Annotated in this window: 21 protein-coding genes; 19 read left to right on the top strand and 2 right to left on the bottom strand. The window is 46.3% G+C overall.

Annotation, left to right across the window (positions count from 1 at the left end; genetic code table 11):
• Nucleotides 1–9 precede the first annotated feature (9 nt).
• Complete coding sequence (locus tag MH117_RS10320; protein WP_239328553.1) at nucleotides 10–1,344, top strand: PhoH family protein; 1,335 nt, start codon at nucleotides 10–12, stop codon at nucleotides 1,342–1,344.
• Between the two features lie 248 nt (nucleotides 1,345–1,592).
• Nucleotides 1,593–3,059: an ABC transporter substrate-binding protein gene (locus MH117_RS10315; protein ID WP_239328552.1), complete on the top strand. Its 1,467-nt coding sequence runs from the start codon at nucleotides 1,593–1,595 to the stop codon at nucleotides 3,057–3,059.
• 51 nt (nucleotides 3,060–3,110) lie between these two features.
• Here MH117_RS10315 and MH117_RS10310 read toward each other — a convergent pair whose 3' ends face one another.
• Nucleotides 3,111–4,226, bottom strand: a complete 1,116-nt coding sequence (locus MH117_RS10310) for a hypothetical protein (protein WP_239328551.1) — start codon at nucleotides 4,224–4,226, stop codon at nucleotides 3,111–3,113.
• Between the two features lie 92 nt (nucleotides 4,227–4,318).
• Here MH117_RS10310 and MH117_RS10305 point away from each other — a divergent pair, with 92 nt between their 5' ends.
• Nucleotides 4,319–5,449 carry a class I SAM-dependent methyltransferase gene (locus MH117_RS10305; RefSeq protein WP_239328550.1) on the top strand — a complete coding sequence of 377 codons (1,131 nt, stop codon included), beginning with the start codon at nucleotides 4,319–4,321 and terminating at the stop codon, nucleotides 5,447–5,449.
• A gap of 79 nt (nucleotides 5,450–5,528) precedes the next feature.
• Here MH117_RS10305 and MH117_RS10300 read toward each other — a convergent pair whose 3' ends face one another.
• The gene (locus MH117_RS10300; RefSeq protein ID WP_028544959.1) at nucleotides 5,529–5,765 is read right to left on the bottom strand and encodes a DUF2626 domain-containing protein; all 237 of its coding nucleotides are present in this window, start codon (nucleotides 5,763–5,765) and stop codon (nucleotides 5,529–5,531) included.
• 285 nt (nucleotides 5,766–6,050) lie between these two features.
• Here MH117_RS10300 and MH117_RS10295 point away from each other — a divergent pair, with 285 nt between their 5' ends.
• The 16 genes from MH117_RS10295 (at nucleotide 6,051) to spoVE (ending at nucleotide 25,447) form a co-directional block, all read left to right on the top strand.
• Entirely contained in the window at nucleotides 6,051–6,692 is a 642-nt protein-coding gene (locus MH117_RS10295; protein WP_239328549.1) for an RsfA family transcriptional regulator, read from the top strand.
• Nucleotides 6,693–6,811: 119 nt separating this feature from the next.
• Nucleotides 6,812–7,774: a ketopantoate reductase family protein gene (locus tag MH117_RS10290; RefSeq protein WP_239328548.1), complete on the top strand. Its 963-nt coding sequence runs from the start codon at nucleotides 6,812–6,814 to the stop codon at nucleotides 7,772–7,774.
• Nucleotides 7,775–7,821: 47 nt separating this feature from the next.
• Entirely contained in the window at nucleotides 7,822–8,208 is a 387-nt protein-coding gene (locus tag MH117_RS10285) for a DUF3397 family protein (RefSeq protein ID WP_239328547.1), read from the top strand.
• A gap of 126 nt (nucleotides 8,209–8,334) precedes the next feature.
• Nucleotides 8,335–9,966, top strand: coding sequence for a bacillithiol biosynthesis cysteine-adding enzyme BshC (gene bshC / locus MH117_RS10280; RefSeq protein WP_239328546.1), 1,632 nt, complete (start codon nucleotides 8,335–8,337; stop codon nucleotides 9,964–9,966).
• A gap of 78 nt (nucleotides 9,967–10,044) precedes the next feature.
• Nucleotides 10,045–11,313 (top strand): adenosylhomocysteinase, encoded by a 1,269-nt coding sequence (locus MH117_RS10275; RefSeq protein ID WP_239328545.1) that lies wholly within the window; start codon nucleotides 10,045–10,047, stop codon nucleotides 11,311–11,313.
• A gap of 279 nt (nucleotides 11,314–11,592) precedes the next feature.
• Nucleotides 11,593–12,645 (top strand): DUF4349 domain-containing protein, encoded by a 1,053-nt coding sequence (locus MH117_RS10270; RefSeq protein ID WP_239328544.1) that lies wholly within the window; start codon nucleotides 11,593–11,595, stop codon nucleotides 12,643–12,645.
• Nucleotides 12,646–12,797: 152 nt separating this feature from the next.
• Nucleotides 12,798–13,229, top strand: a complete 432-nt coding sequence (mraZ, locus tag MH117_RS10265) for a division/cell wall cluster transcriptional repressor MraZ (protein WP_239328543.1) — start codon at nucleotides 12,798–12,800, stop codon at nucleotides 13,227–13,229.
• 113 nt (nucleotides 13,230–13,342) lie between these two features.
• The gene (gene rsmH / locus MH117_RS10260; protein WP_239328542.1) at nucleotides 13,343–14,311 is read left to right on the top strand and encodes a 16S rRNA (cytosine(1402)-N(4))-methyltransferase RsmH; all 969 of its coding nucleotides are present in this window, start codon (nucleotides 13,343–13,345) and stop codon (nucleotides 14,309–14,311) included.
• Nucleotides 14,311–14,700: a cell division protein FtsL gene (gene ftsL / locus MH117_RS10255; protein WP_239328541.1), complete on the top strand. Its 390-nt coding sequence runs from the start codon at nucleotides 14,311–14,313 to the stop codon at nucleotides 14,698–14,700. The genes rsmH and ftsL overlap by 1 nt, the downstream gene beginning before the upstream one ends.
• 12 nt (nucleotides 14,701–14,712) lie before the next feature.
• Entirely contained in the window at nucleotides 14,713–16,935 is a 2,223-nt protein-coding gene (locus tag MH117_RS10250) for a penicillin-binding transpeptidase domain-containing protein (RefSeq protein WP_239328540.1), read from the top strand.
• Nucleotides 16,936–17,051: 116 nt separating this feature from the next.
• Nucleotides 17,052–18,980 carry a stage V sporulation protein D gene (locus MH117_RS10245; protein WP_239328539.1) on the top strand — a complete coding sequence of 643 codons (1,929 nt, stop codon included), beginning with the start codon at nucleotides 17,052–17,054 and terminating at the stop codon, nucleotides 18,978–18,980.
• Nucleotides 18,981–18,992: 12 nt separating this feature from the next.
• Complete coding sequence (locus tag MH117_RS10240) at nucleotides 18,993–20,480, top strand: UDP-N-acetylmuramoyl-L-alanyl-D-glutamate--2,6-diaminopimelate ligase (RefSeq protein ID WP_481857263.1); 1,488 nt, start codon at nucleotides 18,993–18,995, stop codon at nucleotides 20,478–20,480.
• Nucleotides 20,477–21,880 carry a UDP-N-acetylmuramoyl-tripeptide--D-alanyl-D-alanine ligase gene (locus MH117_RS10235; protein WP_239328537.1) on the top strand — a complete coding sequence of 468 codons (1,404 nt, stop codon included), beginning with the start codon at nucleotides 20,477–20,479 and terminating at the stop codon, nucleotides 21,878–21,880. The genes MH117_RS10240 and MH117_RS10235 overlap by 4 nt, the downstream gene beginning before the upstream one ends.
• Before the next feature lie 29 nt (nucleotides 21,881–21,909).
• Nucleotides 21,910–22,872 carry a phospho-N-acetylmuramoyl-pentapeptide-transferase gene (gene mraY / locus MH117_RS10230; RefSeq protein ID WP_239328536.1) on the top strand — a complete coding sequence of 321 codons (963 nt, stop codon included), beginning with the start codon at nucleotides 21,910–21,912 and terminating at the stop codon, nucleotides 22,870–22,872.
• A gap of 4 nt (nucleotides 22,873–22,876) precedes the next feature.
• Nucleotides 22,877–24,307 carry a UDP-N-acetylmuramoyl-L-alanine--D-glutamate ligase gene (murD, locus tag MH117_RS10225; protein ID WP_239328535.1) on the top strand — a complete coding sequence of 477 codons (1,431 nt, stop codon included), beginning with the start codon at nucleotides 22,877–22,879 and terminating at the stop codon, nucleotides 24,305–24,307.
• A 42-nt stretch (nucleotides 24,308–24,349) separates the two neighbouring features.
• On the top strand, nucleotides 24,350–25,447 hold the full coding sequence (gene spoVE / locus MH117_RS10220; protein WP_239328534.1) for a stage V sporulation protein E: 1,098 nt from the start codon (nucleotides 24,350–24,352) through the stop codon (nucleotides 25,445–25,447).
• Nucleotides 25,448–25,452: the final 5 nt, after the last annotated feature.

Here is a 25,452-nt window from a genome sequence, read left to right as displayed (position 1 = left end):
GGGGAAGCTATGAACAAGATTTTTGTATTGGACACCAACGTGCTGCTGCACGATCCAAATGCTCTGTTTGCGTTTGCTGACAATGAGGTGGTCATTCCGGCTGTTGTTCTGGAGGAGATTGACTCCAAGAAACGGAATGCAGACGAGATTGGCCGCAATGCGCGTTCTGTGTCACGGCTCTTGGATGGCTTAAGAGAACTGGGTCATTTGCATAGCGGAGTCCCCTTGCCGACGGGTGGAACGCTCAAAGTGGAATTAAATCATCGCAGCTTCGCAAAGGTTCAGGAAATGTTTGGAGATATGTCTAATGATAATAGGATTATAGCGGTAGCGCTTAATTATAGTCTGGAGCAGCATGACCAAGAGCACCCCAAAACGACAGTACTTGTAAGCAAGGACGTGCTTGTAAGAGTAAAAGCTGACGTGCTGGGTTTGTTGACGGAAGACTATTTATCAGATCATACCGTTCGTTCAGGGGATGAGCTGTACTCTGGGCATGTGACGTTATTTGTTCACCCGGCTGTTATTGACGAGTTTTACACGTACCGATATTTATTGATCAAGCATATGACAATTAAAGTGCAGCTAAATCCACATGAATTCGTTATTTTAAAAGACGAGATGGGTACGAGCAAATCGGCGCTTCTTAAAGTAAATGCCGAGGGAACAAAGCTGGAGCCGCTATATTTAAGCAATGATCCGGTGTGGGGGATCACTGCACGCAATGCGCAGCAGCGTATGGCGCTTGAACTGCTGTTGAATGACGATATTCCACTGGTTACGATGTCGGGTAAGGCAGGTACAGGCAAGACGCTGGTTGCCCTTGCTTCTGGTTTGTTGAAAGTGGAGGATGAACGCAAATACAAGAAGCTGCTGATTGGCAGACCTGTGGTGCCAATGGGGAAAGATATTGGATACTTGCCAGGAGAAAAGGAAGAGAAGCTGAGACCGTGGATGCAGCCGATTTATGATAATTTGGAATTTTTGTTTGACACAAAGAAAGCGGGAGACATTGAGAAAATTTTGTTTGGCATGAGTAATATACAGGTAGAGGCTTTAACGTATATCCGAGGGCGCTCGATCCCGGGACAATTTATTATTATTGATGAAGCTCAAAACTTATCAAAGCATGAAGTGAAGACGATTGTATCACGTGTTGGAGAGGGCAGTAAAATTGTGTTGATGGGCGACCCCGAGCAGATCGATCATCCTTATTTGGACTCCGCAAGTAATGGCCTCACTTATTTGGTAGAACGGTTCAAGTCTGAAGGGATCAGTGGGCACATTACCCTGGAGAAAGGGGAACGTTCGAAACTGGCACAGCTTGCGGCTGACTTACTGTAAGGGGAGAGGTTCTGAGTTGTTTATCACAGCTATATAGCTTAAAACATGTGATCATAAACTAATGGAATATTGAGCTTGGAGATGCAGCCCCCTCTTAATTGGGAGGCTGCTTTTTTTTGGTGCAGACATACCAAAGTTGAAAGTGTTAAAATAGAATGGCGCCTATAGCTTAGCCTATTAGCTGCAAGGAAGGCGTATCTGCGGTTCGCTGTGGTTCGATAAAGAGCTCAGAAAGGAGTTCCAGATAGATGCCCAGTACGAAAAATACGCTAATTGTTGTTATTCTAATATTTATTACTTTACTACTTATGAGTGAGTTTGGCGGACATCCTATTTTTATGAATACGCTGCCAAAGAAAGAAGCTCGCCAACTAGAGCAAGTTGTCCCCGATTCAACGATGTCGCCAAGGCAATTGCGGGTCGAGGTGGGGATGTCTCCCCTTGCGTTTACCAAGCTTCGTAAGCTAAATGAGGCATTTATGAAAGAACATGGCATTTTAGTGGATCTGGTTAATCGTGATACGACTCAAATTCGATCTGCTTTGCCAGAAGAGTTCCAATTGCAGCAAAGTGCCGATGTAGTGCTGGTGGAGAGTGAAATGGTTAATCGCTATGCGGTCAAAGGCTGGCTGCTGCCTAACGATTCGGACACAAGCTGGATGGAGGCGGGGCCTGAATGGATCGGGGTGTATACACGCTGGAATGGCTTAATGTGGGGCTTTCCTGCGTACGTAGATCCTTATGTGCTGGTGTGGAACAAAGACAAGCTGCAGGCTGCAACGGGTCTTGATATGCCTCCGTCTACGTTAAAGGAATGGCACAGAGTATTAAACGCGTATGCGCATTCTAAGAAGCTGCATGCAGGATCAGGGGATACCGACCAGCGCATGAAAACAACCAAGGTTGCGGTAGATAAGGATGCTCAGCCTTTGCAATTTATGTTTGCATGGCAGGGTGATGACGATTATGCCTTATTGTCATTGTTATGGAGACTAGGTATCGTATTCCCAGATACTAGAGACAGAACTACTATGTCTAGAGAGGCAGCACAGCAGACAGTTGACGGAGTACGGTCAGGCTCGGTTTCGCCAACTAGCAGAGAGCAGGATACTAAGGGTGCGACTGTCAAGACTAATACGAATACAAGCGATACAGAGCAAATAGAGGCAGGCTGGCAAGCTCGATTCGAAGAATGGGATACATACAAGGAATTGTTTCATGAAGTCTCGGAGCAAGAGAAATTGACGCTGTGGGACGAACTTGAAGCTGGCAACTACTTGTTTGCAATCGTACCCTATTCCACGGCTATGCTTCAGCTAAAAGAGCCGTTTGCCATTGAAGATCCAGAGCACATTGCATCTCCTTACAGCCATTGGGTACGAAGCAGCAGCTACGTCATCTCTGCGCATAGTGAACTGCCGGAGGATGCAAAGAAGTGGATTGCATTTATGACACAAGTTTCAATTCAGCAGGATATATTGGAATCTGTTTCGCTGTTACCTGCTGACCGTAAAGCAGTTGAACAAGTATGGCCGTTAATGAGTCGACGTATTCCACGGATGTTTGACCAGGATAATCCAAGCCTGAAGCTTGCACTGCAAAGAACTACATATATTGAGAAATGGCTTCCCAAGGTTAAGCAGTGGCTGCATGGTAGAACGTCACTGTCAGAAGTGCAAACGGGATGGAAAGAAGTATGGATAGACAATAAATAGGAGCCTCAACTTCCGGGTTGTGTTCACCCAGGAGTTGAGGCTCCATCGTACTTACCACTTGACGGATAGCTTGACCGTTAATACATGAGGTTCAAGTGTTACTTCTTTAGCTTCAATGAACTGTATCAGTTGTTGGGGGTAGAAGTTGAGATCAAATTGCTCCTCCAACTGCTTGCGGGTAGACTCCGGCAATTCGAGTCCATTAAACTGTAATCGCTCGACATGAAACCGAATGGCATGCTCAGGGTCATTTTCAAGTGTATAAGAGCCTTCTACAATAACCTTTATCCCTTCACGCTCGCCGACAGCGGCTATTGTGCCTTTACGAAACACAAAGCTAAAATCTTTGAACAGCGGATCTTGCTTGCTCAGGAATTCATTCAGTTCCGAGTCCTTGATGGAGACGGTGTAATTTAGGCCGTCGGAAGTTAGATTTCCATTTTTTTGAATGAAATTCGGGAGTTTTTGCATGGACTGTGCAATCGCTTTAAAATAATGCTTGACCTCAAAAAGACCGACACTTTGCCAGTACTTGTTGAATTCAGCGATGAGCTGCTGCATGGCTGCTGGGTCCTTGCTGCCTGCTACATCATTGTCTAACTGGCTTTTCATTTGGATGAGACGATCTCTTTGTTCAATAAGCTGTGTTCTGACCTGCGACAGATCTTTCTCTAGCGATGCCTGCTCTTGATGCAGACGATCAATATGCTTGACATTGTTGCGATAGGAAGCAAGTGTGTTCTGGTCCGTTTCGATCAAAAATTGATAATAGTCCAGTAGTTTAAACATATCAGACCACCGATCTGCGGATAAGGCAGCCGCAAGCAGTGTATCACGTTCACCTATGTAATAAGCCCTTAACACCCTACCCGCTTGGTCCTGCTTATCAAGCAGCGCGGCTTCCTGAGACTTCAGTTCGTCTTCTAGTTCTTGGCGCCGAGTGGCTGCTTCGCCTTGACGTGTTGTTATTCGACGAATCTCTTGATCTAGTTCTTGAATGGATAAGCTTTGCTGCAGCAGATGCTGCATTTCTTTGGATTGTTCGGCCGCCTCCCATGGGATGGGCTGCACTGGCTCTGCGTGTGTGCTGTAAGGTACAGAAGCCGCAAACAGGATAAATAGACACAACCTGAGGCAGTGCTTGGCGGCACGTCTGCCATCTATCATCAGGTACCCCCTTGTACATAGTGCGCATTATCATCATATGATAGGCATGACCAGGTCATTACCTATCTTTTGGAAATGGACGTGACAAATCAATGAACCAAAATGGCTCACAGAAGTTGATTGCCCGCCTTCGGGAACAATTGTCGCAATTTCCCGATAATCGTATGCCGTTTTCTATCTATATGTCAAGCTGTTTATATGATGTGGAGCATGGTTATTATATGAGCCATCGTCCCAAAGTAGGGCGGGACGGGGATTTCTATACTAGTGTATACGTTGGCGATTTCATGGCACAGATGATTAGCCGTTACATTGTTCAACGTACAGCGGCAAGAGGCTGGCAGCCCGAACAAGTTCGGATTGTTGAGTGGGGAGCAGGTCCTGGACGGCTGGCGGCACAATTGCTGCGTGCTCTTTATGCAAATGATTATACTCCATATTCTTATACGATGGTCGAAGCGAGTGCCCACCACCGGACAGAGGCTGAACAGACTTTGGTCCCGTTATTGTCTGCACAGACCCAGATTGAATGGTGGGACATGGCTGAATTTCAGCGCTGCGCCTCGCATAGTCCAGTAATTTTTATTGCCAATGAGTTGTTGGATGCGTTTCCTATTGAACGTGTTCGCTGGGCCACATCTCACTTCGAACAAGCCTATGTGTGCTGGGACGAAAGGAAGGACCGGCTTGAACTGATATGGGGGCCTGCTTCTAGTGATGTTATCCAATGGATGAAGCAGCATCAGATCCACCTGCGGAATGAACAGATTTATGAGGCCCATATAAGTGGGACTGTTTGGTTATCTCAGGTTATGCAGTCAATGGCCGCTGCTGAAATGATATTTATTGATTACGGTGATATAACGGAAGAATTGACAGCTAGTCACCGTATGAACGGCAGCTTGATGTGTTACCGTAATCATATCGCAAGTGATGATCCGTTTGCAGCGCCGGGAGAACAAGATTTGACTTCTTTTGTCGATTTTGATGTATTTAAGCATGTCGTTCTTCATACGGGCACAGGCGAGTGCATCGTATATCCCTTGATTCATCAGCAGCAATTTCTGCTGGAGTACGGGATTATGGATTTGCTCCAATCTCATGCTGATTTGAATCCTTTCAGCGAAGTGGCGAGACACAATCGAGCGATTCGTCAATTATTGTTATCTGATCATATGAGTGAAAGATTTAAAGTGATGCGAATTAGCAAAGGTCCATTATAAGCTTACAGTATCAAAATAAAACGACCGGAGCACAAAGCGCTCCGGTCGTATTTGTGTGGTATGAATAAAAGTGACAGGATTAAAAAGGCTTGCCCATGACGAATACAGACCAGTATGAAAAACCGGTAAAGCATACGATCATGTACGCCCAAAACGTTAAGATGTATGTACGTTCGGACAACTTCAAATAACCAAGCAACACGAAAAATGCCGTTTGCATAAAGAACAGCAAAGCCATTTCAATCATGTCCCCAGCAAATGCCATCAGACCGATGACCAATGTCCAGAAACCGAGTACGCGAAACATCCGTGCCACGATTCATCCCCCTCTCGTTACAATCGGCCCAACATTTACTAATTGACATTATAGCCTTCATGTAATCTGGTGTAAACTGTAAATGATGACGAAATGGAGAACATTTTGTGTACGGCCGTCTGAATGTGATATTCCGCATGGACAAAGCCTACGTATGTTTCGTAGAGAAATTGGTTATACATTTTAGTATCCGATAGATTCTATGAACTCTACCATGGGCATAGAGATGAATAAGCGGTGAAATACCGAGAGCAATAATGATGGATGTCGTTAGGAGGGTATGGCATGACAGCAATAAGACAGGATGCATGGACTGCAGATGATGATTTAATATTGGCAGAGGTAACGCTTCGGCATATTCGTGAAGGAAGCACCCAATTAGCGGCCTTTGAAGAAGTAGGAGAGAAAATAGGGCGGACATCGGCTGCGTGCGGGTTCCGGTGGAACAGTTGCGTTCGTAAAAAATATGAAGCTGCAATCCAACTGGCCAAAGCACAGCGGCAAAAACGGAATTATTTCAAGAAACAGCCGATAGGCGCACAAGTGGCTTCCATAGCACTTACAGATCATGAGGAACTGAATATGAAAGCGGATCTATCGGAAGACTCCTTGTCTATCGATATGGTCATACGCTTCTTACGTCAATGGCGCAATAATCATCAGGATGTAACTCGCCAGTTAAAGCAGTTGGAAAAAGAACTACATGATAAAGACGAAATTATGCTGCGCCTGCGTCAAGAAAATGATTATTTGTCCAAACAGGTAAATGAGGTTCAAACCGATTATCGTACCGTTAATGATGATTATAAGGCGCTTATTCAAATCATGGATCGTGCACGGCGTCTTGCTATTCTCAGCGAGGATGAAGAGGACAACAAGACTAGATTTAGAATGGACGCAAATGGAAATTTAGAAAGAATCGAATAGACCACATCAAAAGCGGATTACGGAGGATTAGTCTTCCTGTAATGCGCTTTTTTTGTATTTTATGCAGAGCTTTGATATAACTAACTTAGCATATAAGCAAGAAAGAAAGGTGCGTAATATTGTTAATTGATATTGTTGGTGCAGGTGCAGTTGGTTTGTTATATACGTCTGGCTTAATTCGTGCAGGAATTCACGTACGTTTGTGGACACGAACGAAGCAGCAGGCGGACATACTTCGAACAGAAGGCTTGATGGTAACGGAACGAGATGGGAGTCTCGCAAGATGGCGCCAGGTTGAAGCTTACCCGTTTCAGGAAGCTGCTCAAGTTATACAAGACAGTGGCAGTCCGATAGAGATATTAGGACTATTTGTGAAGCAGACACACTTGACGAATTCATTTATTAATCAGTTGGGTGCTCTGCCAAGAGCGACAGACAGTCTGTTTGTCTGCTTTCAAAACGGCATTGGTCATATGGAGCGATTACAGTCTGTTATCGCTGGAGAACAGCTTGTTAAAGCGGTCACAACAGAGGCGGCTACACGAGTAGAAGCTAACCGTATCATACATGCAGGATCAGGTATAACCTGGCTCGGACAAGACTTAACAAGCTGTGAGCGACTGCAAAAGAATATAAAAGTATTAAATAACTTGTTGAATCAGGCAGGATTTCAGGCAAATCTGTCGAACAACATCGATAATATGATTTATCATAAACTTCTCATAAATGCTGTTATTAATCCGATTACAGCGATGCTTCGCATCCCGAACGGCGAACTGCTCCAGACGGAGCGACGTGTTCAGCTTATGCGGGATGTGTATGAGGAAGTGACGTCTATTTACCGGGAAGCAGGTATTCCGGTTGCAAATGATGCATGGGATAATGTCCAATTGGTATGCCGAAACACGGCCCATAATACCTCCTCTATGCTTGCAGACGTACTGCAAGGCCGGTCCACAGAGATCGATTCTATTACGGGAGAACTGCTCCGCAAAGCGGATGCCCATGCTTTAAATGTACCTGTACAGCGTGCGCTCTATCAATTTATACAAGCTTTGGACCCGATGAACCCTTTACTTTGAAAGTGAGTTCCATACCCCCTTAAAGAAAGGAGCGGGCCTTAACCAACATGATAAGCCTTATAGCTAACTCTTTTGGTCTACTGGCAGTTTTACCGTTTTTTCCATTTGCAGCAGTCTTTTTCCTATCATCTTTCTGGATGGAGGACAAGAAGAAGCGACTTATGCTGGCAATGGATGTAACAACGTTATTTCTAATCGCTTCTGTCTCCGGCATATTTAATGTGTTGTTTCATTTTTCCTTTGGTTTGTACGGACTTATTTTGTTTCTTCTTTTGGCAGCTGGCTTGCTTGGGAATATGAAGCACCGTAAGCATGGCAAGGTCAATATTAGACGATTGATCAGAACGATTTGGCGGTTATCCTTTTTTTTGCTGAGTATTATATACGTGCTGCTGCTTCTCATCGGTATAATTGTGTATTGGACTCATGTCTAAGACATCGTACTCAGCAATGCGAGGGTCATTTACTATGGATAATAGACTAAATTTGAACAGTCTTCCACTTTGACGGACAGGAATATATTTGTGTACAATCAAGTCAAAAGAGGGAGGCGGCTTCATATGATGTCTTGGCCTACAATGCCAATTCCAACGCAACAAGATTTATCCCGACATTACATAGAACGTAATGGTGAGATCATACATAAACTGTACGAGTTTCATCCTGATGAAGATTGGGACAAACGTGTGCAATGGATTGATGAATCACATTCTACACGTGTGAACAGATCAGAACTCGCTGAGGTTCTAGAGCGTTATCAAAAGTTGGTGAATCCCGCTCCAGAAGCTATGCAGTCGCTTTCTCGGCTTAAGGAAGAAGATGCGCTGGTAATAGTAGGGGGGCAGCAAGGTGGTCTGTTTATGGGACCACTGCTCATGATATACAAGGCGATCTCCATCATCCGCATGTCACAGGAAGCTGAGCAGCGCCTTGGCCGGCCTGTAGTTCCTGTTTTCTGGCTTGCTGGAGAAGACCACGATTATGATGAGGTAAACCATACGTACGTATTGACAACAGATCCGGCTATTCAACGGATTAGAGTGGATAAAGACACAGATAAGCGTATGCCGGTCAGTCAACTGCATCTTTCTGATGAGGCGTGGCAGGCAGTCCTGAAGGAGCTAGAAACATCGCTGCCACAAAGTGAATTTAAGCCAATTATGATGGATCGGCTGCAGCGCATTTGCAGCGATGGCCGCTCCCTGACGGAGGCGTGCGCCCTCATGCTTGGGCAGTTGTTTGGCCAATATGGTTTGGTGCTGCTTGATTCGGCCGATCCATTGCTTCGCAGGCTGGAGCAGCCGATGTTCGAGCAGCTTATCTTGAAGCAAGCCAAACTGCATGAAGCAGTAGATCATAGTGAGCGTAATATAACTGAGAGTGGTTACACTCTTCAGGCTGTACACGCGGCGAATAGTGCGAATTTGTTTCTAGTTGAGGACGGCGAACGGCTGCTTTTGCTTCGAGATGAGGACGTGTATGCAGATCGTCATGGTCGTGTCAGTCTTACACAGACTGAACTGCTGCAGCGTCTGGAGGCCCATCCAGAGCAATTCAGTAATAACGTACTGACGCGTCCGCTAATGCAAGATTATTTATTCCCTGTACTGGGGACGGTACTTGGCCCAGGCGAGATTGCTTACTGGGCCCAAACTAAGGATTCTTTTCATGTGTGTGGCATGAGAATGCCTATCCTATGGCCTCGTATGGGCTTCACATGTGTCGAAGGTACCCTGCAGAAGCTGCTGCAGAAGTATGGAGTTGAGGCAGCAGATATTTGTTTCCGTTATGAGGAGAAGCGTGATGCATGGCTAGCTCTACAGGACCAAATCCATTTGGATGATCGATTCGGAGCTTTGAAAGAAAATGTAGATACCCAGTATAAAGAACTGCTCGGCGTGATTACAGAAGCACTGCCCTCGCTAGGCAAGCTAGGGCAGACAAATCACCTTAAAGTGCTCGAACAGATCGATTTCCTTCATCAGCGTGCGCAAGATGCGCTGTCCAAGCAACATGAAACGGGATTGCGCCAGTGGGAGCGCTTGAAGCTGGCTATTTGGCCGCAGGATCGGCCGCAGGAGCGTGTGCTGAATCCGCTCGTGTATGAGTGCCGTTACGGTCAAGATTGGTTTGCACCGATTATGGAAGTACCGGTTGTATGGAATGGGGAACACCGCTTAGTGTCATTATAAACATTCTGGTTGTATGTGCAGGGTGGGCAGCATACCAATGATTGACGCTGGCGTAGAATATATGTGGAGGGATTGTAGATGTCGACTAAGGCTTTGCAAGACAGCATTATTCGTGATATCGGCTTAGCGCCGGAAGGGCACTTGAAGATTGATTGGGTAAGAGCACATATGCCAGTATTGAACCGTATTCGCGAGCAGTTCGAAGCGGAACAGCCCTTTAAGGGGCTAAAGGTAACTATATCACTTCACCTGGAAGCAAAGACTGCTTACTTAGCAAAAGTCGTTCAGGCTGGTGGTGCGGAAGTGACGATTACAGGCAGTAATCCACTGTCTACCCAAGATGACGTCTGTGCAGCTCTTGTCGAAGATGGCATTAAAGTATATGCCAAATACAATCCTGACCCAGAAGAGTATAAACAACTCTTGATCAAAGCGCTGGAGACGAAGCCAGATTTGATTATCGATGATGGCGGCGATCTGATTTCTATTCTTCATTCCGAGCGTCCTGACCTTCGTGCGCAGGTGCGTGGCGGAGCAGAAGAGACTACTACCGGTATTTTACGTTTGAAAGCTATGGAAAAAGAAAACAAGTTGGAGTTCCCGATGGTGGCGGTTAATGACGCTTTTTGCAAATACTTGTTTGACAATCGATATGGTACGGGTCAATCCGTATGGGATGGTATCAATCGGACAACTAATCTAGTCGTAGCAGGCAAGACGGTCGTAGTTGTTGGATACGGCTGGTGCGGCAAGGGTGTTGCGATGCGTGCGAAAGGCTTGGGTGCTAACGTCGTAGTAACGGAAATAGATGCGATAAAAGGCGTAGAAGCGTACATGGACGGATTTACAGTCCTGCCGATGAGTGAAGCGGCTAAAGTCGGTGATTTCTTCGTAACAGTGACTGGTAATAAAGACGTTATCCGTGGAGAGCACTTTGATGTTATGAAGGATGGAGCAATTCTGTCTAATGCGGGCCACTTTGATGTTGAAGTAAACAAACCTGAACTGGAATCACGCTCTAGCAGTGTGCGCACGGTTCGTCGCAATATTGAAGAATATCGTCTTGTAGATGGACGCAGCATTTATGTATTAGCTGAAGGTCGATTGGTTAACCTTGCTGCAGGTGATGGCCATCCGGCAGAAATTATGGATATGACGTTTGCCCTGCAAGCGATGTCGCTGAGGTATGTGAATGAGCAATATGAGCAATTAGGCAAACATGTTATTGCAGTTCCGTATGAGTTGGATGAGCAGGTTGCGCGTGTGAAGCTTGAATCTCTTGGCATTCATATTGATGAGCTCAGCGAGGAACAAAGATCCTATTTGGATAGTTGGCAAGAGCATTAACATCAGCATTTTATCATTGGAATATTTCACAAGCATCGGGTGCAACAATCCGATGCTTGTTTGCGTTTGGGGATTAATACCAGATATAAACAAACTTAGATTTACACATGAACAGAGAATTTATGCTGTTAATCCAGACACAAGATATCAGGGATAGGAAAAGTAGAAAGGGGCGATGTAATGGAAACAAAAAGCGAAATTGAAAGTAATAAGAACAGCAGAAATGGTAGAACTATTTTATGCAGATTGAGATGTATACGCAGGCATTCTATCGTTTGGGTGAGTGTGTGCTTATGGTTCATCCTTGCTGTACTGGCAGCAGGTTGTTCTAGCTCTGGAGGCAAGCAAGATGTGGTGGCTCGTCTGGAATCGACTGCTGCTTCCTCAGAAGCAAATAATGAAGTCAGTAGCGCAGATAAGGCGGAAGATTCTAAGACGCTCCAAGATCAGGGGGAGCATCCCGTAACAACAGTGCTGTCCGAGCCACAAGCACAGACGGATCGTAAGCTGATCTACAAAGCAAACCTTACGATGGAAGTGGAGAGTTACGATAAAGCGAAGCAACAAATTAACGATATCATTCACTTGGCTCGTGGATACATTTTATCTTTCGAAGACCAGTATTCGGAATACGAACGAGCTGGGTTATATGTCATGAAGGTGCCTGCGGACGGTTTTCAATCCCTTCTTGAGCAGATAAACAAGCTGCCTAATTTGAGGTTTCAGCGCAGCTATTCAGCAACGGATGTCACTGAAGAATTTGTAGATTTGAGCGCACGATTGAAGGCTCGTCGGGTGGTTGAGTCACGATTGTTGGGATATATGGATAAGGCGGGGAATTCCAACGATTTATTGAAATTTTCAAACGAGCTGGATACGGTTCAAGAAGAGATTGAAAGAATAGTTGGTCGTATGCGATATTTAAACAATAATGTAGCAATGTCTACAATTGAGTTTCGACTATACGAGACGATCCAGATAGATCATACGAGAGCGGCGCTGACGGCTCCGTTTGGAGAACGAATTGGCAGTACATTATCAAGCAGCATTCAATCGCTTACCGAGCTGTTTAAGAATATCGTGCTCTTTACCGTTGCGGTGTTACCCTATTTAATTGTTTTGGTACTGCTTGTTCTTCCGACTTGGTGGATGATCCGATTCAAGCGAAGATCAAGTGGTGTGAGTGGTAGTGATCCATATACCGAGCATAATCGACGGCTAGCAGAACAAACAAATACAGCAGCCCCTAAACAGGATCTTCTTTTGGAGCAGAATGGCGATTCCTCATCCGTTTCTATGAATGAAAAAGAACCTTTAGACAACAACAAGTAAAGTGATTTTGGAATAATGGTATTATAACCAAATATCGGATATAGAAAAATCCTGCCTTCCAAGCAGGATTTTTTGCTTGTGTGGCGAATAAGTTAACCGTCGTGGTGAAAAGTGGTGAGTTGTGGTGGAAATAGGGAGAGGAGTGGTGGCACATGTTCATGGGTGAATATCAACACAGCATCGATGACAAAGGCCGCTTAATCATTCCTGCCAAGCTCCGTGACAATCTCGGCACTACTTTTATTATTACAAGAGGATTAGACCAATGCTTATTTGTATATCCCATGGATCAGTGGAGCTTGTTGGAGCAGAAGCTGCAGGCGCTGCCGCTTATGAAGGCGGATGCTCGTGCGTTCTCGCGGTTTTTCTTCTCAGGGGCTTGCGAATGCGAGTGGGATAAACAAGGCCGTATTAACATTCCGAACCATCTGCGAGAGTATGCCAAGCTTGAGAAAGAATGTATGGTTATAGGGGTACAGAACCGTGTGGAAGTGTGGAGCAAAGGCGCTTGGGAGCACTATTTTAATGAATCTGCGTCAACCTTTAACGAGATTGCGGAGACGTTGGTTGATTTTAATTTTTAGTGCAGCAGCCTTCAGTAGACACATAATCGGCACAAGGTACGTTGACTGAGGTCTAGAAAACAGTAAATATTGGCATACAACTAAGAGGGAATCGGAATGCAGGAGGAATGGAAATGTTTCATCATATAACAGTATTGCGGGAACAATCAGTCGACGGTTTGGCCGTTCGTCCTGATGGTATATATGTGGATTGCACGCTTGGTGGTGCGGGACATAGCGAGTTGATCGCGTCCAAGCTATCAGCAGAGGGAAGATTGATTGCGCTTGATCAGGATGACTGGGCTCATGATAATGCAAAGCAGCGTTTGGCTGCATATATGGACCGTGTCACACTTGTCCGCACGAATTTTCGTCATTTGGAAGAGGCGTTGTTAGAAGCAGGTGTGCCGCAGATTAATGGCGTGCCGCAAGTCGACGGCATTTTGTTTGATTTAGGCGTGTCATCCCCCCAGTTGGATGAAGGAGACCGTGGATTCAGTTATAACCATGATGCGCCGCTTGATATGCGTATGGATCAGTTAGGACTTCTGACAGCTCATGATATTGTTAATGAATGGTCAGAGGCGGAAATAGCGAAGATTTTGTTTGAGTACGGAGAGGAAAAATTCTCACGACGGATTGCCAAGGTTATCGTAGAGGCGCGGGCGCAAGAACCGATCGAAACGACAGGCCAACTGGCTGAATTGGTGAAGAAGGGGATACCTGCAGCTGCCCGTCGTACAGGCGGTCATCCTGCGAAGAGAAGCTTCCAAGCGCTGCGGATAGCGGTCAATGACGAGTTGGGCGCATTTGAAGATTCGCTTCACCAGGCAGTCAGATGCTTGAACCCGGGTGGTCGTGTAGCTGTTATTACGTTCCACTCGTTGGAGGATCGTATATGCAAGAAGACGTTTACCTCTTACGTAGGCAGATGCACGTGTCCGCCAGGCTTGCCAGTGTGCGGCTGCAACAGTACTGGCAGCCTAACCTTAGTGAATCGCAAGCCTATTCTTCCAAGTGAGGAAGAACTCGAACACAATCCTCGCTCACGTTCCGCTAAGCTGCGTATTGCCGAGAAGTTGAATGGAGAGGGGAACAGGTAATGGGATATGTTAGAGGTAATTTAGCTGTTCGTCCTGAACGGCGTCCACAGGTACAAGAACGATATAAGGAAACGACTAAGAAAGTTGTACGTAAGGCTAGTCTACCTATGCGCGAGAAGATGCTGTATCTGCTCACGATTGTATTCTATTCAGCGGTTGCGTTCATGCTAATTGCCAGATATGCAGACATCTATACGTTGAACCGAGAGATTCAAAGCTCCAAGCGGGAAGTTGACAAAATGGCTACCGAGATGGGCGTGCTGAAAGTAAAGCAGCAGCAATTATCGGATTGGGATCGGATCAGACAGGTCGCAGAGGCTAATGGCTTGCGTTTGCCCGATCAGCCTGCGGAAATTCATTCATTTAAAGTCGATAGCGGGAATGAGTAATGGGGCAGCAATATGATTAAACGTATAAAAATTCGAACGTTAATAATTGGCGGCTTGTTCTTACTATTTTTTGCAGTTATTATAAGTCGCTTGTTCTGGTATCAGGTGTGGAACCAGGATTTTTGGCTCAGTAAGGCAGAAGCGACATGGTCTGTTGAGAAAAATATCCCTGCGAAACGCGGTACCATATTTGACCAGAATGGCGAAGTGTTGGCTATGGACGCTCCTGCTTATGATGTGGTTTTGAATCCAAAGGTTATCCAGGAACTGAGGACTAACGATAAGTTGGTCAAAGACCGCATAGACGTGGAGCGTTTGATCGTAGAGAAATTACATGAAGTGTTGGGCAAGTCGGAAGATGAATTATACCAACTGGTGCGTAAGCTGAATGATAAAGGAAAATACCATGTTTATCGTGAAGTAAGAAGTGAAGGTTGGAAAATTAATCAAGAGCCTGCAGATAAGCTGACTACGTTTATTTCCGATTTGAAAAAACAGACGGAACAAGCGGACATCGGCTTATATGTGCTTAGAGACACTAAAAGGTACTATGCCAAAAACACGCTTGCTTCCCATGTGCTTGGCTACATAAACAAAGAGGGCAAACCAGTGGGTGGCATCGAGTCCCAATTTAATGATTTGCTTGATGGGACAGATGGCAAGCTTAATTATCAGAAAGATCGGCAAGGGAACAAGCTTCCATCCGCGAACGAATTGTATGCGCCGGCTCAAGATGGCAGCAATATTTACTTGACGATAGACCGTACAATCCAACAGTATATCGAAGAAGCGATGAAGAAGGTGTACAATCAGTACAGCCCGCAGAGTATGACTGTCATTGCTGCTGACCCAAGCACAGGGGATATTCTAGGTATGGCAAACCTGCCTACCTTTGATCCGAATAAATATTGGGAATCAGCAAAGGATCTTCGTTCATTTAACAATTTAGCAGTAAGCGGAGGATATGAACCAGGGTCCACCTTCAAAATTGTAACGCTGGCGGCTGCCGTGCAAGAGAACTTATTTAATCCAAATGATTACTTTCAGTCAGGAAGTATCGTAGCCGGCGGCAGAAGAATTCATGACCATAACAAAGTTGGGTGGGGCACGATTCCTTATCTGGAAGGTTTGAAGCGTTCTAGTAACGTCGCCTTCGTCAAGCTTGGGTTTGAAAAGCTCGGTGAGACACAGTTTAAGTCCTATATTGATCAATTTGGCTTTGGTAAAAAGACAGGAATTGAACTGCCGGGCGAGATCGGCGGGAAAATACATTTTCAATATCCGGCTGACGTTGCAGCTGCTTCTTATGGCCATGGTCAGCTCGTTGTAACACCGTTGCAGCAGATTATGGCGGTATCTGCTGTTGCGAACGGCGGCAAGTTGATGACGCCGCACATCGTCAAGAAGATCGTAGATCCGATGACGGGCAAAGTGGAGAATCGTGAGCCTGAAGTGCTGCGTCAAGTGCTGAAGCCAGACATATCCAAGCAAGTCAGCGAATACTTGGAACAGGTCGTTTCCGATCAGAAAATCGGTACAGGGAAAAATGCGTATATCGAAGGTTATCGTGTAGCGGGTAAGACGGGCACAGCGCTTAAAGTTATTAATGGTAAATATGACGATGTCAGATCCGTTGTATCCTTTATCGGATATGCGCCGGTTGACAATCCGAAGATCGCCTTAATCGTTGTCGTCGATGATCCGAATGATTTTTATGCGGGCGGAGGCTTCGTGGCTGCGCCTTTATTTAAGGAAATTGTAAGTAAATCACTCCGTCACATGGGTGTACCTACTACAACTGAATCGCAAACATCGGTCCAAGAGAAGAAACAAACCATGACAACACTTGCTAAAGCTCCTAATATTCAAGGGCTGAAGCCGTTTGAAGCCAAGAAACGCCTTGCAGAGAAGGGCATTGTCTTTGAGACGGTAGGAGCAGGTGTTGAAGTAAAGCGGCAGTACCCTGAGCCTGGTACGGAATTAGCGGTGGGGCAGCGCATTTATTTGCTCACCGATGAACCTACCAAGATGCCACTTCCAGAGTTAAAAGGCAAATCATTACGTGACGTGCTTGAGATTACATCCTTGCTGGAGTGGAAGCTTACGATGGAAGGTGAAGGTTATGTGAAGGAATATACGAAGTCAACGGAAAATGGCCAACGTATCGTTCATGTAAAGCTTGAGCCTACATTAGCACTAGAAGCTGACAAGCCGGATGAAGAGAAGACTGAATAACGTCCTCCCCTCTTTAAGCTCTTAAAAGCTCTAAATAGCTTTTAAGAGCTTGTTCTAACCCGTGGTTGTTCGGAATAGGTTGATTATAACCATTGTCGGACAAGGGAGGGATTGACGTGAAAGTATCTGGTGTAACTGTCCGTAAACGTCTAATCATTGGATTTGCGCTAATGGCGGTTGGCTTTATGGCGCTTGTCGTCCGTCTTGCCTACGTACAGCTGTGGCAAGGCAGTGAATTGGGTGCCAAGGCGGAGGAGTCTTGGCGACGCAACATTCCTGTAATCGCAAAGCGAGGGGAAATCGTAGACCGCAATGGAGAGCGATTAGCCTATAATATTAGCTCTCCTTCGGTCATGGCAGTGCCAGCACAAATCAAGGATGCCCAACAAACAGCGGAGCAGCTTGCTCCGTTACTTGGCATGTCTGTAGAAAAAGTGCACAAGGAAATTACAAAAAGAGCTTTAATTGTCCGACTGAAACCAGGCGGGCGCAAAATACCGCTTGACTTGGCGACCCAAATCCGAGCATTAAAGCTGTCAGGGATAGTAGTCGCAGAAGATAATAAGCGCTTTTACCCTAACAAGGACTTGGCCTCACACATATTAGGCTTTACGGGGATTGACAATCAGGGTCTGACAGGCATCGAGGCCAAATATGATACGGCATTAAGCGGCCTGCGAGGAAGTATCACATTTTTGGCCGATGCCAAGGGACGGTTAATGCCAAATTCAACTGAAAAATTTGAACAGCCACGAGATGGGTTAAATTTGCAATTGACGATTGACAAAGATATACAGACAATAATGGAGCGGGAGTTGGATCAGGCGATGCTTGATTTAAGCCCCAAACATATCGTCTCCATCGCGATGGATCCGAATAGCGGCGAAATTCTAGCTATGGCAAGTCGGCCGAACTACAGTCCAGAACATTACCGGGATTATCCTGCAGAAGTGTACAACCGTAATTTACCTGTATGGATGACTTACGAGCCAGGATCAACCTTTAAAATTATTACACTGGCCGCTGCACTTGAAGAAGGCAAGGTGAACTTGTATAATGAGCATTTCTTCGATCCTGGCCGAGTAGAAGTTGGCGGTGCCAAGCTTCGCTGCTGGAAGAAGGGCGGACATGGCAGTCAGACATTCTTGGAAGTTGTCGAGAATTCATGTAATCCCGGCTTCGTAGCTCTTGGTCAACGCTTGGGCAAAGAGAAGCTGTTTGAGTACATACGCAACTTCGGCTTCGGCAAGAAGACGGGCATCGATATGAGTGGTGAAGAGAATGGCATCATGTTTAGACTGGATAAGGTTGGACCAGTGGAATTGGCAACAACTGCATTCGGCCAAGGTGTATCTGTGACGCCGATTCAGCAGATTGCAGCTGTGTCAGCGGCTATCAATGGAGGAAAGTGGTATAAGCCGCATGTTGCAAAAGCTTTTATCCAGCCGGAGACAGGTTTAATAGTGGATGAGGTTAAACCCGAGATGGTTCGTCAAGTCATTTCACCAGATACCTCTAAGAAGGTGCGGGATGCGCTTGAGCATGTCGTGGCTCAGGGCACTGGCCGTAATGCGTTTATTGATGGTTACCGAGTAGGCGGGAAGACAGGAACGGCCCAGAAAGTTATTAACGGTAAATATTCACCAGATGAACATATTGTATCCTTTATCGGCTTTGCGCCTGCCGATGATCCAAAGATTGTGATTTATACAGCCGTTGATGATCCCCAAGGGATTCAATTCGGTGGATTGATTGCAGCACCGATCGTAAAACGTATTATGGAGGATGCGCTGCATGTGCTTGGAGTCAAGCCGAGACAAGATCAGGTGAAGCGAGAATATCGCTTTGATGAGCAGCCATTAGTTACGGTCCCGAACCTCGTGGGTAAGACGCTGACTGATATTTACGAAGATATGAACGTGAATTTTCAGCTGGCCAAGTCTGGCGCAGGACTTACTGTTATTCATCAGGCGCCTAAGCCGGGTACAAGAGTAGAAAAAGGAACTACCATTCGCATTTATATGGGTGAGGATACGGAGGAATAACTGATGCAGCAGATGAACTTAGCAGTAGCAACTTCTCAAGTAGTAACAGCGTCATTAATTGGAGACGGAAATACCGTGTTTAGTGGTCTTGCTGTCGATTCACGGCGTGTGCAGAAGGGGGATTTATTCTTCTGTATTTCCGGAACGGCTGATGATGGACACCGTTACGCACCACAAGCAATTGAAGCCGGTGCAGCAGCGTTGGTCGTTGAGCGGGAGCTAGAGATCAATATCCCTCAATTAATTGTCAAGGATGCGAGGCACGCATTAGCTGTCTTGTCTAACGCTTATTATAAACACCCGAGCCAGGATCTCCGCTTAATTGGGGTGACGGGCACTAATGGCAAAACCACAGTTACGTATTTAATCGAAAAAATATTAACTGACGCACGCACAAGCACAGGGGTTATCGGAACAATTGAGATGCGTTATGCCAATGAGACGTACTCGATGTCTGGAACGACACCGAATGCCTATGAACTGCAGCACGCGCTGCGTGATATGGCCGACAAGGGTGTTCAGGCGTGCGCGATGGAAGTATCTTCGCACGCGTTGGAGCAGGGGCGCGTGAAAGGCTGTCGCTTCCGCACAGCAGTGTTTACCAACTTGACACAGGATCACCTGGATTATCATGGAACAATGGAAGCTTATCGTGAAGCGAAAGGTTTGTTCTTCTCTCGTTTGGGCAATACATTTGCTGAGAAGGAACAAGATCGTTCGTATGCTGTCCTGAATGCAGATGATCAGGCTACTGCGTACTTCAAGTCCATAACAACGGCGGAGACGGTTACGTATGGACTTCACGAGTCGGCAGATATTAGAGCGGAAAATATCCGAATAACAGCGCAGGGCACCAGCTTTACAGTACACACGTTCAAGGGTTCTGCGAACGTCCAATTGAAGATGGTTGGTAAATTTAACGTATACAACGCACTTGCTGCAATCGCAGTAGGCTTGTTGGAATATATTGAACTGGCCGATCTGGTTAAGAGCTTGGAAGCAGTTGAGGGTGTTGCTGGTCGTGTTGAAGCGGTGCAGGCAGGGCAGTCATTCTCTGTAATCGTTGATTATGCACATACGCCTGATGGCTTGGAGAACGTGCTGAGTACCGTAAAAGAGTTCGCTGAAGGCCATGTTTATTGCGTATTTGGATGCGGTGGTGACAGAGATAGGAAGAAGCGGCCGATTATGGGGCAGATTGCAGCGAAGTATGCGGACTATATTTATGTAACGTCTGATAACCCGCGTACGGAAGATCCAAACCTCATTTTGCTTGATATTGAAGAAGGCCTGAAGGTGGATAGAGTATCTAAGGAGCGCTATGAGTTAATTGTGGATCGTCGAGCTGCAATTATGAAAGCTATTGAAAAGGCAAGCCCTCGCGATGTAGTATTGATTGCGGGGAAGGGCCATGAAACGTATCAGTTGATCGGCAAAGAAATTCATGATTTCGACGACCGTAAGGTTGCGGAAGAAGCGATAAGGGGATTGAACCGGTGATTGAAACGAATTTAACATCAATAGCAGCGATGTGCGGGGGCACATTGCTGGACGCTGCACAAGAACATACGGCTGTGCGGGGCGTATTCACGGACTCGCGCCATGTTGAGCAAGGCGCACTGTTTGTCCCGCTTGCCGGAGATCGCTTCGACGGACATACCTACGTCGAACAAGCTCTGGCAGCAGGTGCAGCCGCCGCTTTATGGCAGGCGGATCACCCGCTTCCTGAAGCAAGGCTGCCGCTTGTGATCGTAGATGACACGCTGCTTGCTTTACAGCGTATGGCAACCAATTATATCAAGCAGCTTGATGTCAAGGTGATTGCCGTAACGGGTAGTAACGGCAAGACAACGACCAAGGATCTGATTACGGCTGTGCTGTCTCGCTCCTATCGTGTTCATAAGACTGAAGGCAATTTCAACAATCATATCGGCCTGCCGCTTACCGTATTGCGAATGCCAACTGATACAGATGTTGCGGTGCTGGAGATGGGGATGAGTGGACGGGGAGAGATAGAACTGCTGACCAAGCTTGTTCATCCTGACATTGCCGTCATTACGAATATTGGCGAGGCGCATTTGCTGCAGCTTGGTTCGCGAACAGAGATTGCGCGGGCTAAACTGGAAATTATCAGTGGTTTAAAAGAAGAGGGTGTGCTTATTTGTCTTGGTGACGAGCCGCTTTTGGAGCAAGTTATTGCCGAGCCGGAGACGACCCAACCAGCGTGCATGAATGTGGTTACATACGGTGTTGAGCCGCGCAACGACTACAGGCCGGATTCGATCATGCAAATGGAAGATGGAATGGCTTTCTCCGTGACGACTGCTGCAGGCGAGAGTGTTGTCTACAGCATTCCGATTTTGGGTCAGCATAATGTGTTAAATGCTATAGCTGCAATTGCAGCAGGTCGCTTGCTTCATGTTCCAGAGCAGATGATCAGGGCAGCTTTGGAGAGCGTTCAGATCTCCGGTATGCGCATTGAGAAGATTGACACGGAACAAGGCTGGACGATCTTAAATGATGCTTATAATGCGAGTCCTACTGCGATGAAAGCAGCAATAGACGTATTGGCATCTGTGCGTGGAGGCAAGCGGATTGCGATTCTGGGCGATATGCTTGAGTTGGGCGAACAAGAGGCGCAGCTCCATCGTGAGGTTGGAGCTTATATAACGTCTGAAAAGACAGACGTACTATTAACTTACGGCAGGCTGGGGAGTGAGATTGCAGAAGGTGCAAGATCTAATCTGCCTGAAGATGCTGTAAGGTCGTTCCAGAATAAAGAGGAACTTAAATCCTATATGCTGGAGATTGTAGAGCCGCGCACTACCGTGCTGGTTAAGGCGTCACGCGGGATGAAAATGGAAGAAATCATTAAGCAATGGATTCAGATTAAGCATTAGCGGTCTGTGGTAACGGGAGGTGAAAGGAATTGGACTTCAAGTTGATATTAATGACAATCGGGGTTTCTTTTATACTAGCTGTCATATTAGGCCCGTTATGCATACCGTTGTTAAGACGGTTGAAATTCGGTCAGCAAGTTAGAGAAGATGGACCTAAAGGGCATTTGAAGAAAGCAGGTACTCCCACAATGGGAGGAGCTATTATTTTGCTTGCATTCACGTTAGCCTTTTTGAAGTTTTCAGTAATGGATACGGACTTTTACGTGTTATTGGTAGCTACATTAGGATTCGGTTTAGTCGGATTCCTGGATGACTATATTAAAATTATTTTTAAGAGATCACTGGGATTGACAGCCAAACAAAAGTTGTTCGGTCAGCTTTTGTTCTCTGGCATTGTATGCGTCCTGCTCGCACAGTCGGGACACAGCACCTTTGTTGGTATTCCAGGCACATCCGTCGGGTTGGAGCTTGGATGGTTCTACTATGTGTTTGTAATATTGATGATGCTGGCAATCAGCAATGCGGTTAATTTTACGGATGGTTTGGACGGCTTGCTGTCTGGCGTTAGTGCAATTGCGTTTGCTGCATTTGCAATTATTGCGCTGCAAGCATCCGAAATCGCAGCTGCAGTCTGTGCAGCAGCAATGATCGGTGCGGTACTTGGTTTTCTGGTCTTTAATGCACATCCTGCTAAAGTGTTTATGGGAGATTCCGGCTCGCTTGGTATCGGCGGAGCTATTGCGGCGGTAGCAATCTTGACCAAGACGGAGTTGCTGTTTATCATTATCGGCGGTATATTTGTCATTGAGATGCTTTCGGTTGTTATTCAGGTCGTATCTTTTAAGACAACAGGCAAGCGAGTATTTAAAATGAGCCCTATTCACCACCATTTTGAATTATCGGGATGGTCGGAATGGCGCGTTGTCATCACGTTCTGGGTGGTCGGCATCCTGCTAGCTGGACTCGGACTATGGATTAACAAGGGGTTGTAACATTATGAATCATCCAGATATGTATCGTGGAGAACAAATTGTTATTTTAGGTCTTGCCAAGAGCGGGTTCGATGTAGCTAAGCGTCTGCATGAGCGCGGTGCAATCGTGACCGTCAATGATAAAAAGGAACGCCACCAGTGTCCCGAAGCTTCTGATTTGGAAGCTTTGGGCATTTGTGTTGTATTGGGTGCACATCCGGATAATTTGATCACCGAGCAAGTGAAACTGCTTGTGAAAAACCCAGGCATCCCTTACAGCGCAGCGCCAGTACAGCGTGCTATAGAGCTTGGCATTGATGTAGTTACTGAGATTGAGGTAGGCTATCATTTGTGCGCAGCGCCTATCATTGGGATTACAGGCAGTAATGGCAAGACAACTACAACGACATGGGTCGGACATATGCTGGAAGACGCGGGACTTCAGCCTATCGTTGCAGGCAACATTGGAACACCGTTCAGCGGTATTGCGGCAGATGCCAGTGAGGACCAATGCGTCGTTCTTGAATTAAGCAGCTTCCAATTGAAAGGAACTCAACAGTTTCATCCTCATGTTGCCTGCTTGCTGAACATAGCGGAAACACATCTGGATTATCATGGTGGTATGGAAGACTACATCAGCTCTAAAGCGAAGCTGTTTGCCAACATGGACACTAGTGATATTGCGATACTTAATGCGGACGATCCAATCTGCAGCGCACTTGCATCTACTGTTCAAGCGCGCATTTGGAACTTCTCTTCCAAGCAAGAAGTGAAGATAGGTACATATGTAGACCCGTCTTTCCCTTCAGACGCTAGTGCTGCATCTGAGCAGACGCATCGAATTGTATTCCGGGATGAGCATGGGGTTAAGCATGACATTGTTAACGTAGATGAAATCGGTTTGCCTGCTCGTTATAACGTGGACAACGCATTGGCCGCTGTTACGATTGCGGTGGCTGCAGGCGCTAAGCCAGAGAGTCTAAGGGATTCGCTGCGTTCCTTTAAAGGTGTGGAGCATCGTTTAGAATGGGTACGTGAGCATCAGGGCGTCCAATATTATAACAACTCGAAAGCAACCAATACGATTGCGACACAGATGGCCTTGGAAGCCTTTCAAGGCAATATTGTACTGATTGCAGGCGGGTTAGATCGTGGCCTCGATTTTAAAGAGCTTGTCCCTTATTTGCGCGAGCGGGTAAAGGCAGTAGTTACATTAGGCGAGACGCGTCATATTTTTAGAGACGTTGCGTTGGAGGCGGGTTTGAAGTCTGTTAAGGTCGTCGACAATAAAGATGATGCCGCAGAAGCTATTCAGGAAGCGGTAAGTGCTGCTGAACAATTTGCGACAGAAGGCGACATTGTCCTATTATCACCTGCTTGTGCGAGTTGGGACATGTTTCCTTCCTATGAGATACGTGGAAGCATTTTTAAAGAAGCGGTGCATAGTCTTAAGTAGAGGGGTGTTCAAGCCTCTACATTGTCCAATGAGGTGTACCGAATGGTCAAAGCAAAAACCGCGCCCGATGTGTGGCTAATCGTTGCTGTCGTATCGCTTCTCGCGATCGGTATCGTCATGGTGTACAGCGCAGGAGCTGTTGTCGCCTTTCATGATTACGGGGACTCCTTTTATTTTGTGAAGCGGCAGCTGCTTTTCGCCGGATTAGGCCTGGCTGCTATGTTTGTGACGATGAATGTGGACTATCACGTCTGGAAGCGGTATTCCAAAGTCGGGCTGGTTGTCTGTTTTTGCTTGTTGATTATTGTATTGATACCTGGTATTGGAAATGTGCGGGGTGGCGCACGCAGCTGGCTTGGCATCGGTTCATTTGGCATACAGCCGTCTGAATTTATGAAGCTGGCTATGGTGACTTTTCTGGCGTATCTGCTGTCGCAATCGCAGCATACGATTACGAACTTTACAAAGGGACTTCTGCCTGCACTTGGCATTATGGGGCTGGCATTTGGCATGATTATGCTGCAGCCTGATCTAGGTTCAGGTACCGTTATGGTGGGAGCATCATTACTCCTTATCTTTATATCAGGCGCTCGCATTCAGCATTTGCTGGGCTTGGCTATGGTTGGGGTAGCGGGCTTAGTAGGGCTTATATTAGCTGCACCTTACCGTATGGATCGAATTACTGGTTTCCTCGACCCTTGGAAAGATCCGCTTGGTACAGGCTATCAGATTATTCAATCGCTTTATGCGATTGGCCCTGGTGGCTTAACGGGGCTAGGACTTGGTGCAAGTCGTCAGAAATACAATTACGTTCCGGAACCGCAGACCGATTTTATATTTGCTATCTTAGCAGAAGAGCTTGGGTTCATCGGCTGTATAACGGTCATTATTTTGTTTTTGGTACTTGTATGGAGAGGAATGCGTGCAGCTCTGACAGCGCCGGACTCCTTTGGCAGCCTGCTTGGTGCAGGCATTGTCGGGATTGTAGCTGTCCAGGTTATTATTAATATCGGGGTTGTGATCGGGCTTATGCCGGTTACAGGAATTACATTGCCACTTATTAGCTATGGCGGTTCATCGTTAACTTTGATGCTTACCGCATTAGGAATTCTACTTAACATATCACGTTATGCGAGGTGAACGAC

It is taken from the genome of Paenibacillus sp. ACRRX (assembly GCF_022346885.1).
Classification (GTDB): domain Bacteria; phylum Bacillota; class Bacilli; order Paenibacillales; family Paenibacillaceae; genus Paenibacillus_B.
Note: the sequence above shows the minus strand (reverse complement) of the source record. Positions and strands in the feature narration are given on the sequence as shown.

Coding starts and splice junctions, on each gene's coding strand:
- spoVE (WP_239328534.1), top strand. CDS start 24,350: ATGGTCAAAGCAAAAACCGCGCCCGATGTGTGGCTAATCGTTGCTGTC.
- mraZ (WP_239328543.1), top strand. CDS start 12,798: ATGTTCATGGGTGAATATCAACACAGCATCGATGACAAAGGCCGCTTA.
- MH117_RS10310 (WP_239328551.1), bottom strand. CDS start 4,226: ATGATAGATGGCAGACGTGCCGCCAAGCACTGCCTCAGGTTGTGTCTA.
- MH117_RS10250 (WP_239328540.1), top strand. CDS start 14,713: ATGATTAAACGTATAAAAATTCGAACGTTAATAATTGGCGGCTTGTTC.
- MH117_RS10305 (WP_239328550.1), top strand. CDS start 4,319: ATGAACCAAAATGGCTCACAGAAGTTGATTGCCCGCCTTCGGGAACAA.
- rsmH (WP_239328542.1), top strand. CDS start 13,343: ATGTTTCATCATATAACAGTATTGCGGGAACAATCAGTCGACGGTTTG.
- bshC (WP_239328546.1), top strand. CDS start 8,335: ATGATGTCTTGGCCTACAATGCCAATTCCAACGCAACAAGATTTATCC.
- ftsL (WP_239328541.1), top strand. CDS start 14,311: ATGGGATATGTTAGAGGTAATTTAGCTGTTCGTCCTGAACGGCGTCCA.
- MH117_RS10320 (WP_239328553.1), top strand. CDS start 10: ATGAACAAGATTTTTGTATTGGACACCAACGTGCTGCTGCACGATCCA.
- MH117_RS10240 (WP_481857263.1), top strand. CDS start 18,993: ATGAACTTAGCAGTAGCAACTTCTCAAGTAGTAACAGCGTCATTAATT.
- MH117_RS10275 (WP_239328545.1), top strand. CDS start 10,045: ATGTCGACTAAGGCTTTGCAAGACAGCATTATTCGTGATATCGGCTTA.
- murD (WP_239328535.1), top strand. CDS start 22,877: ATGAATCATCCAGATATGTATCGTGGAGAACAAATTGTTATTTTAGGT.
- MH117_RS10295 (WP_239328549.1), top strand. CDS start 6,051: ATGACAGCAATAAGACAGGATGCATGGACTGCAGATGATGATTTAATA.
- MH117_RS10285 (WP_239328547.1), top strand. CDS start 7,822: ATGATAAGCCTTATAGCTAACTCTTTTGGTCTACTGGCAGTTTTACCG.
- MH117_RS10315 (WP_239328552.1), top strand. CDS start 1,593: ATGCCCAGTACGAAAAATACGCTAATTGTTGTTATTCTAATATTTATT.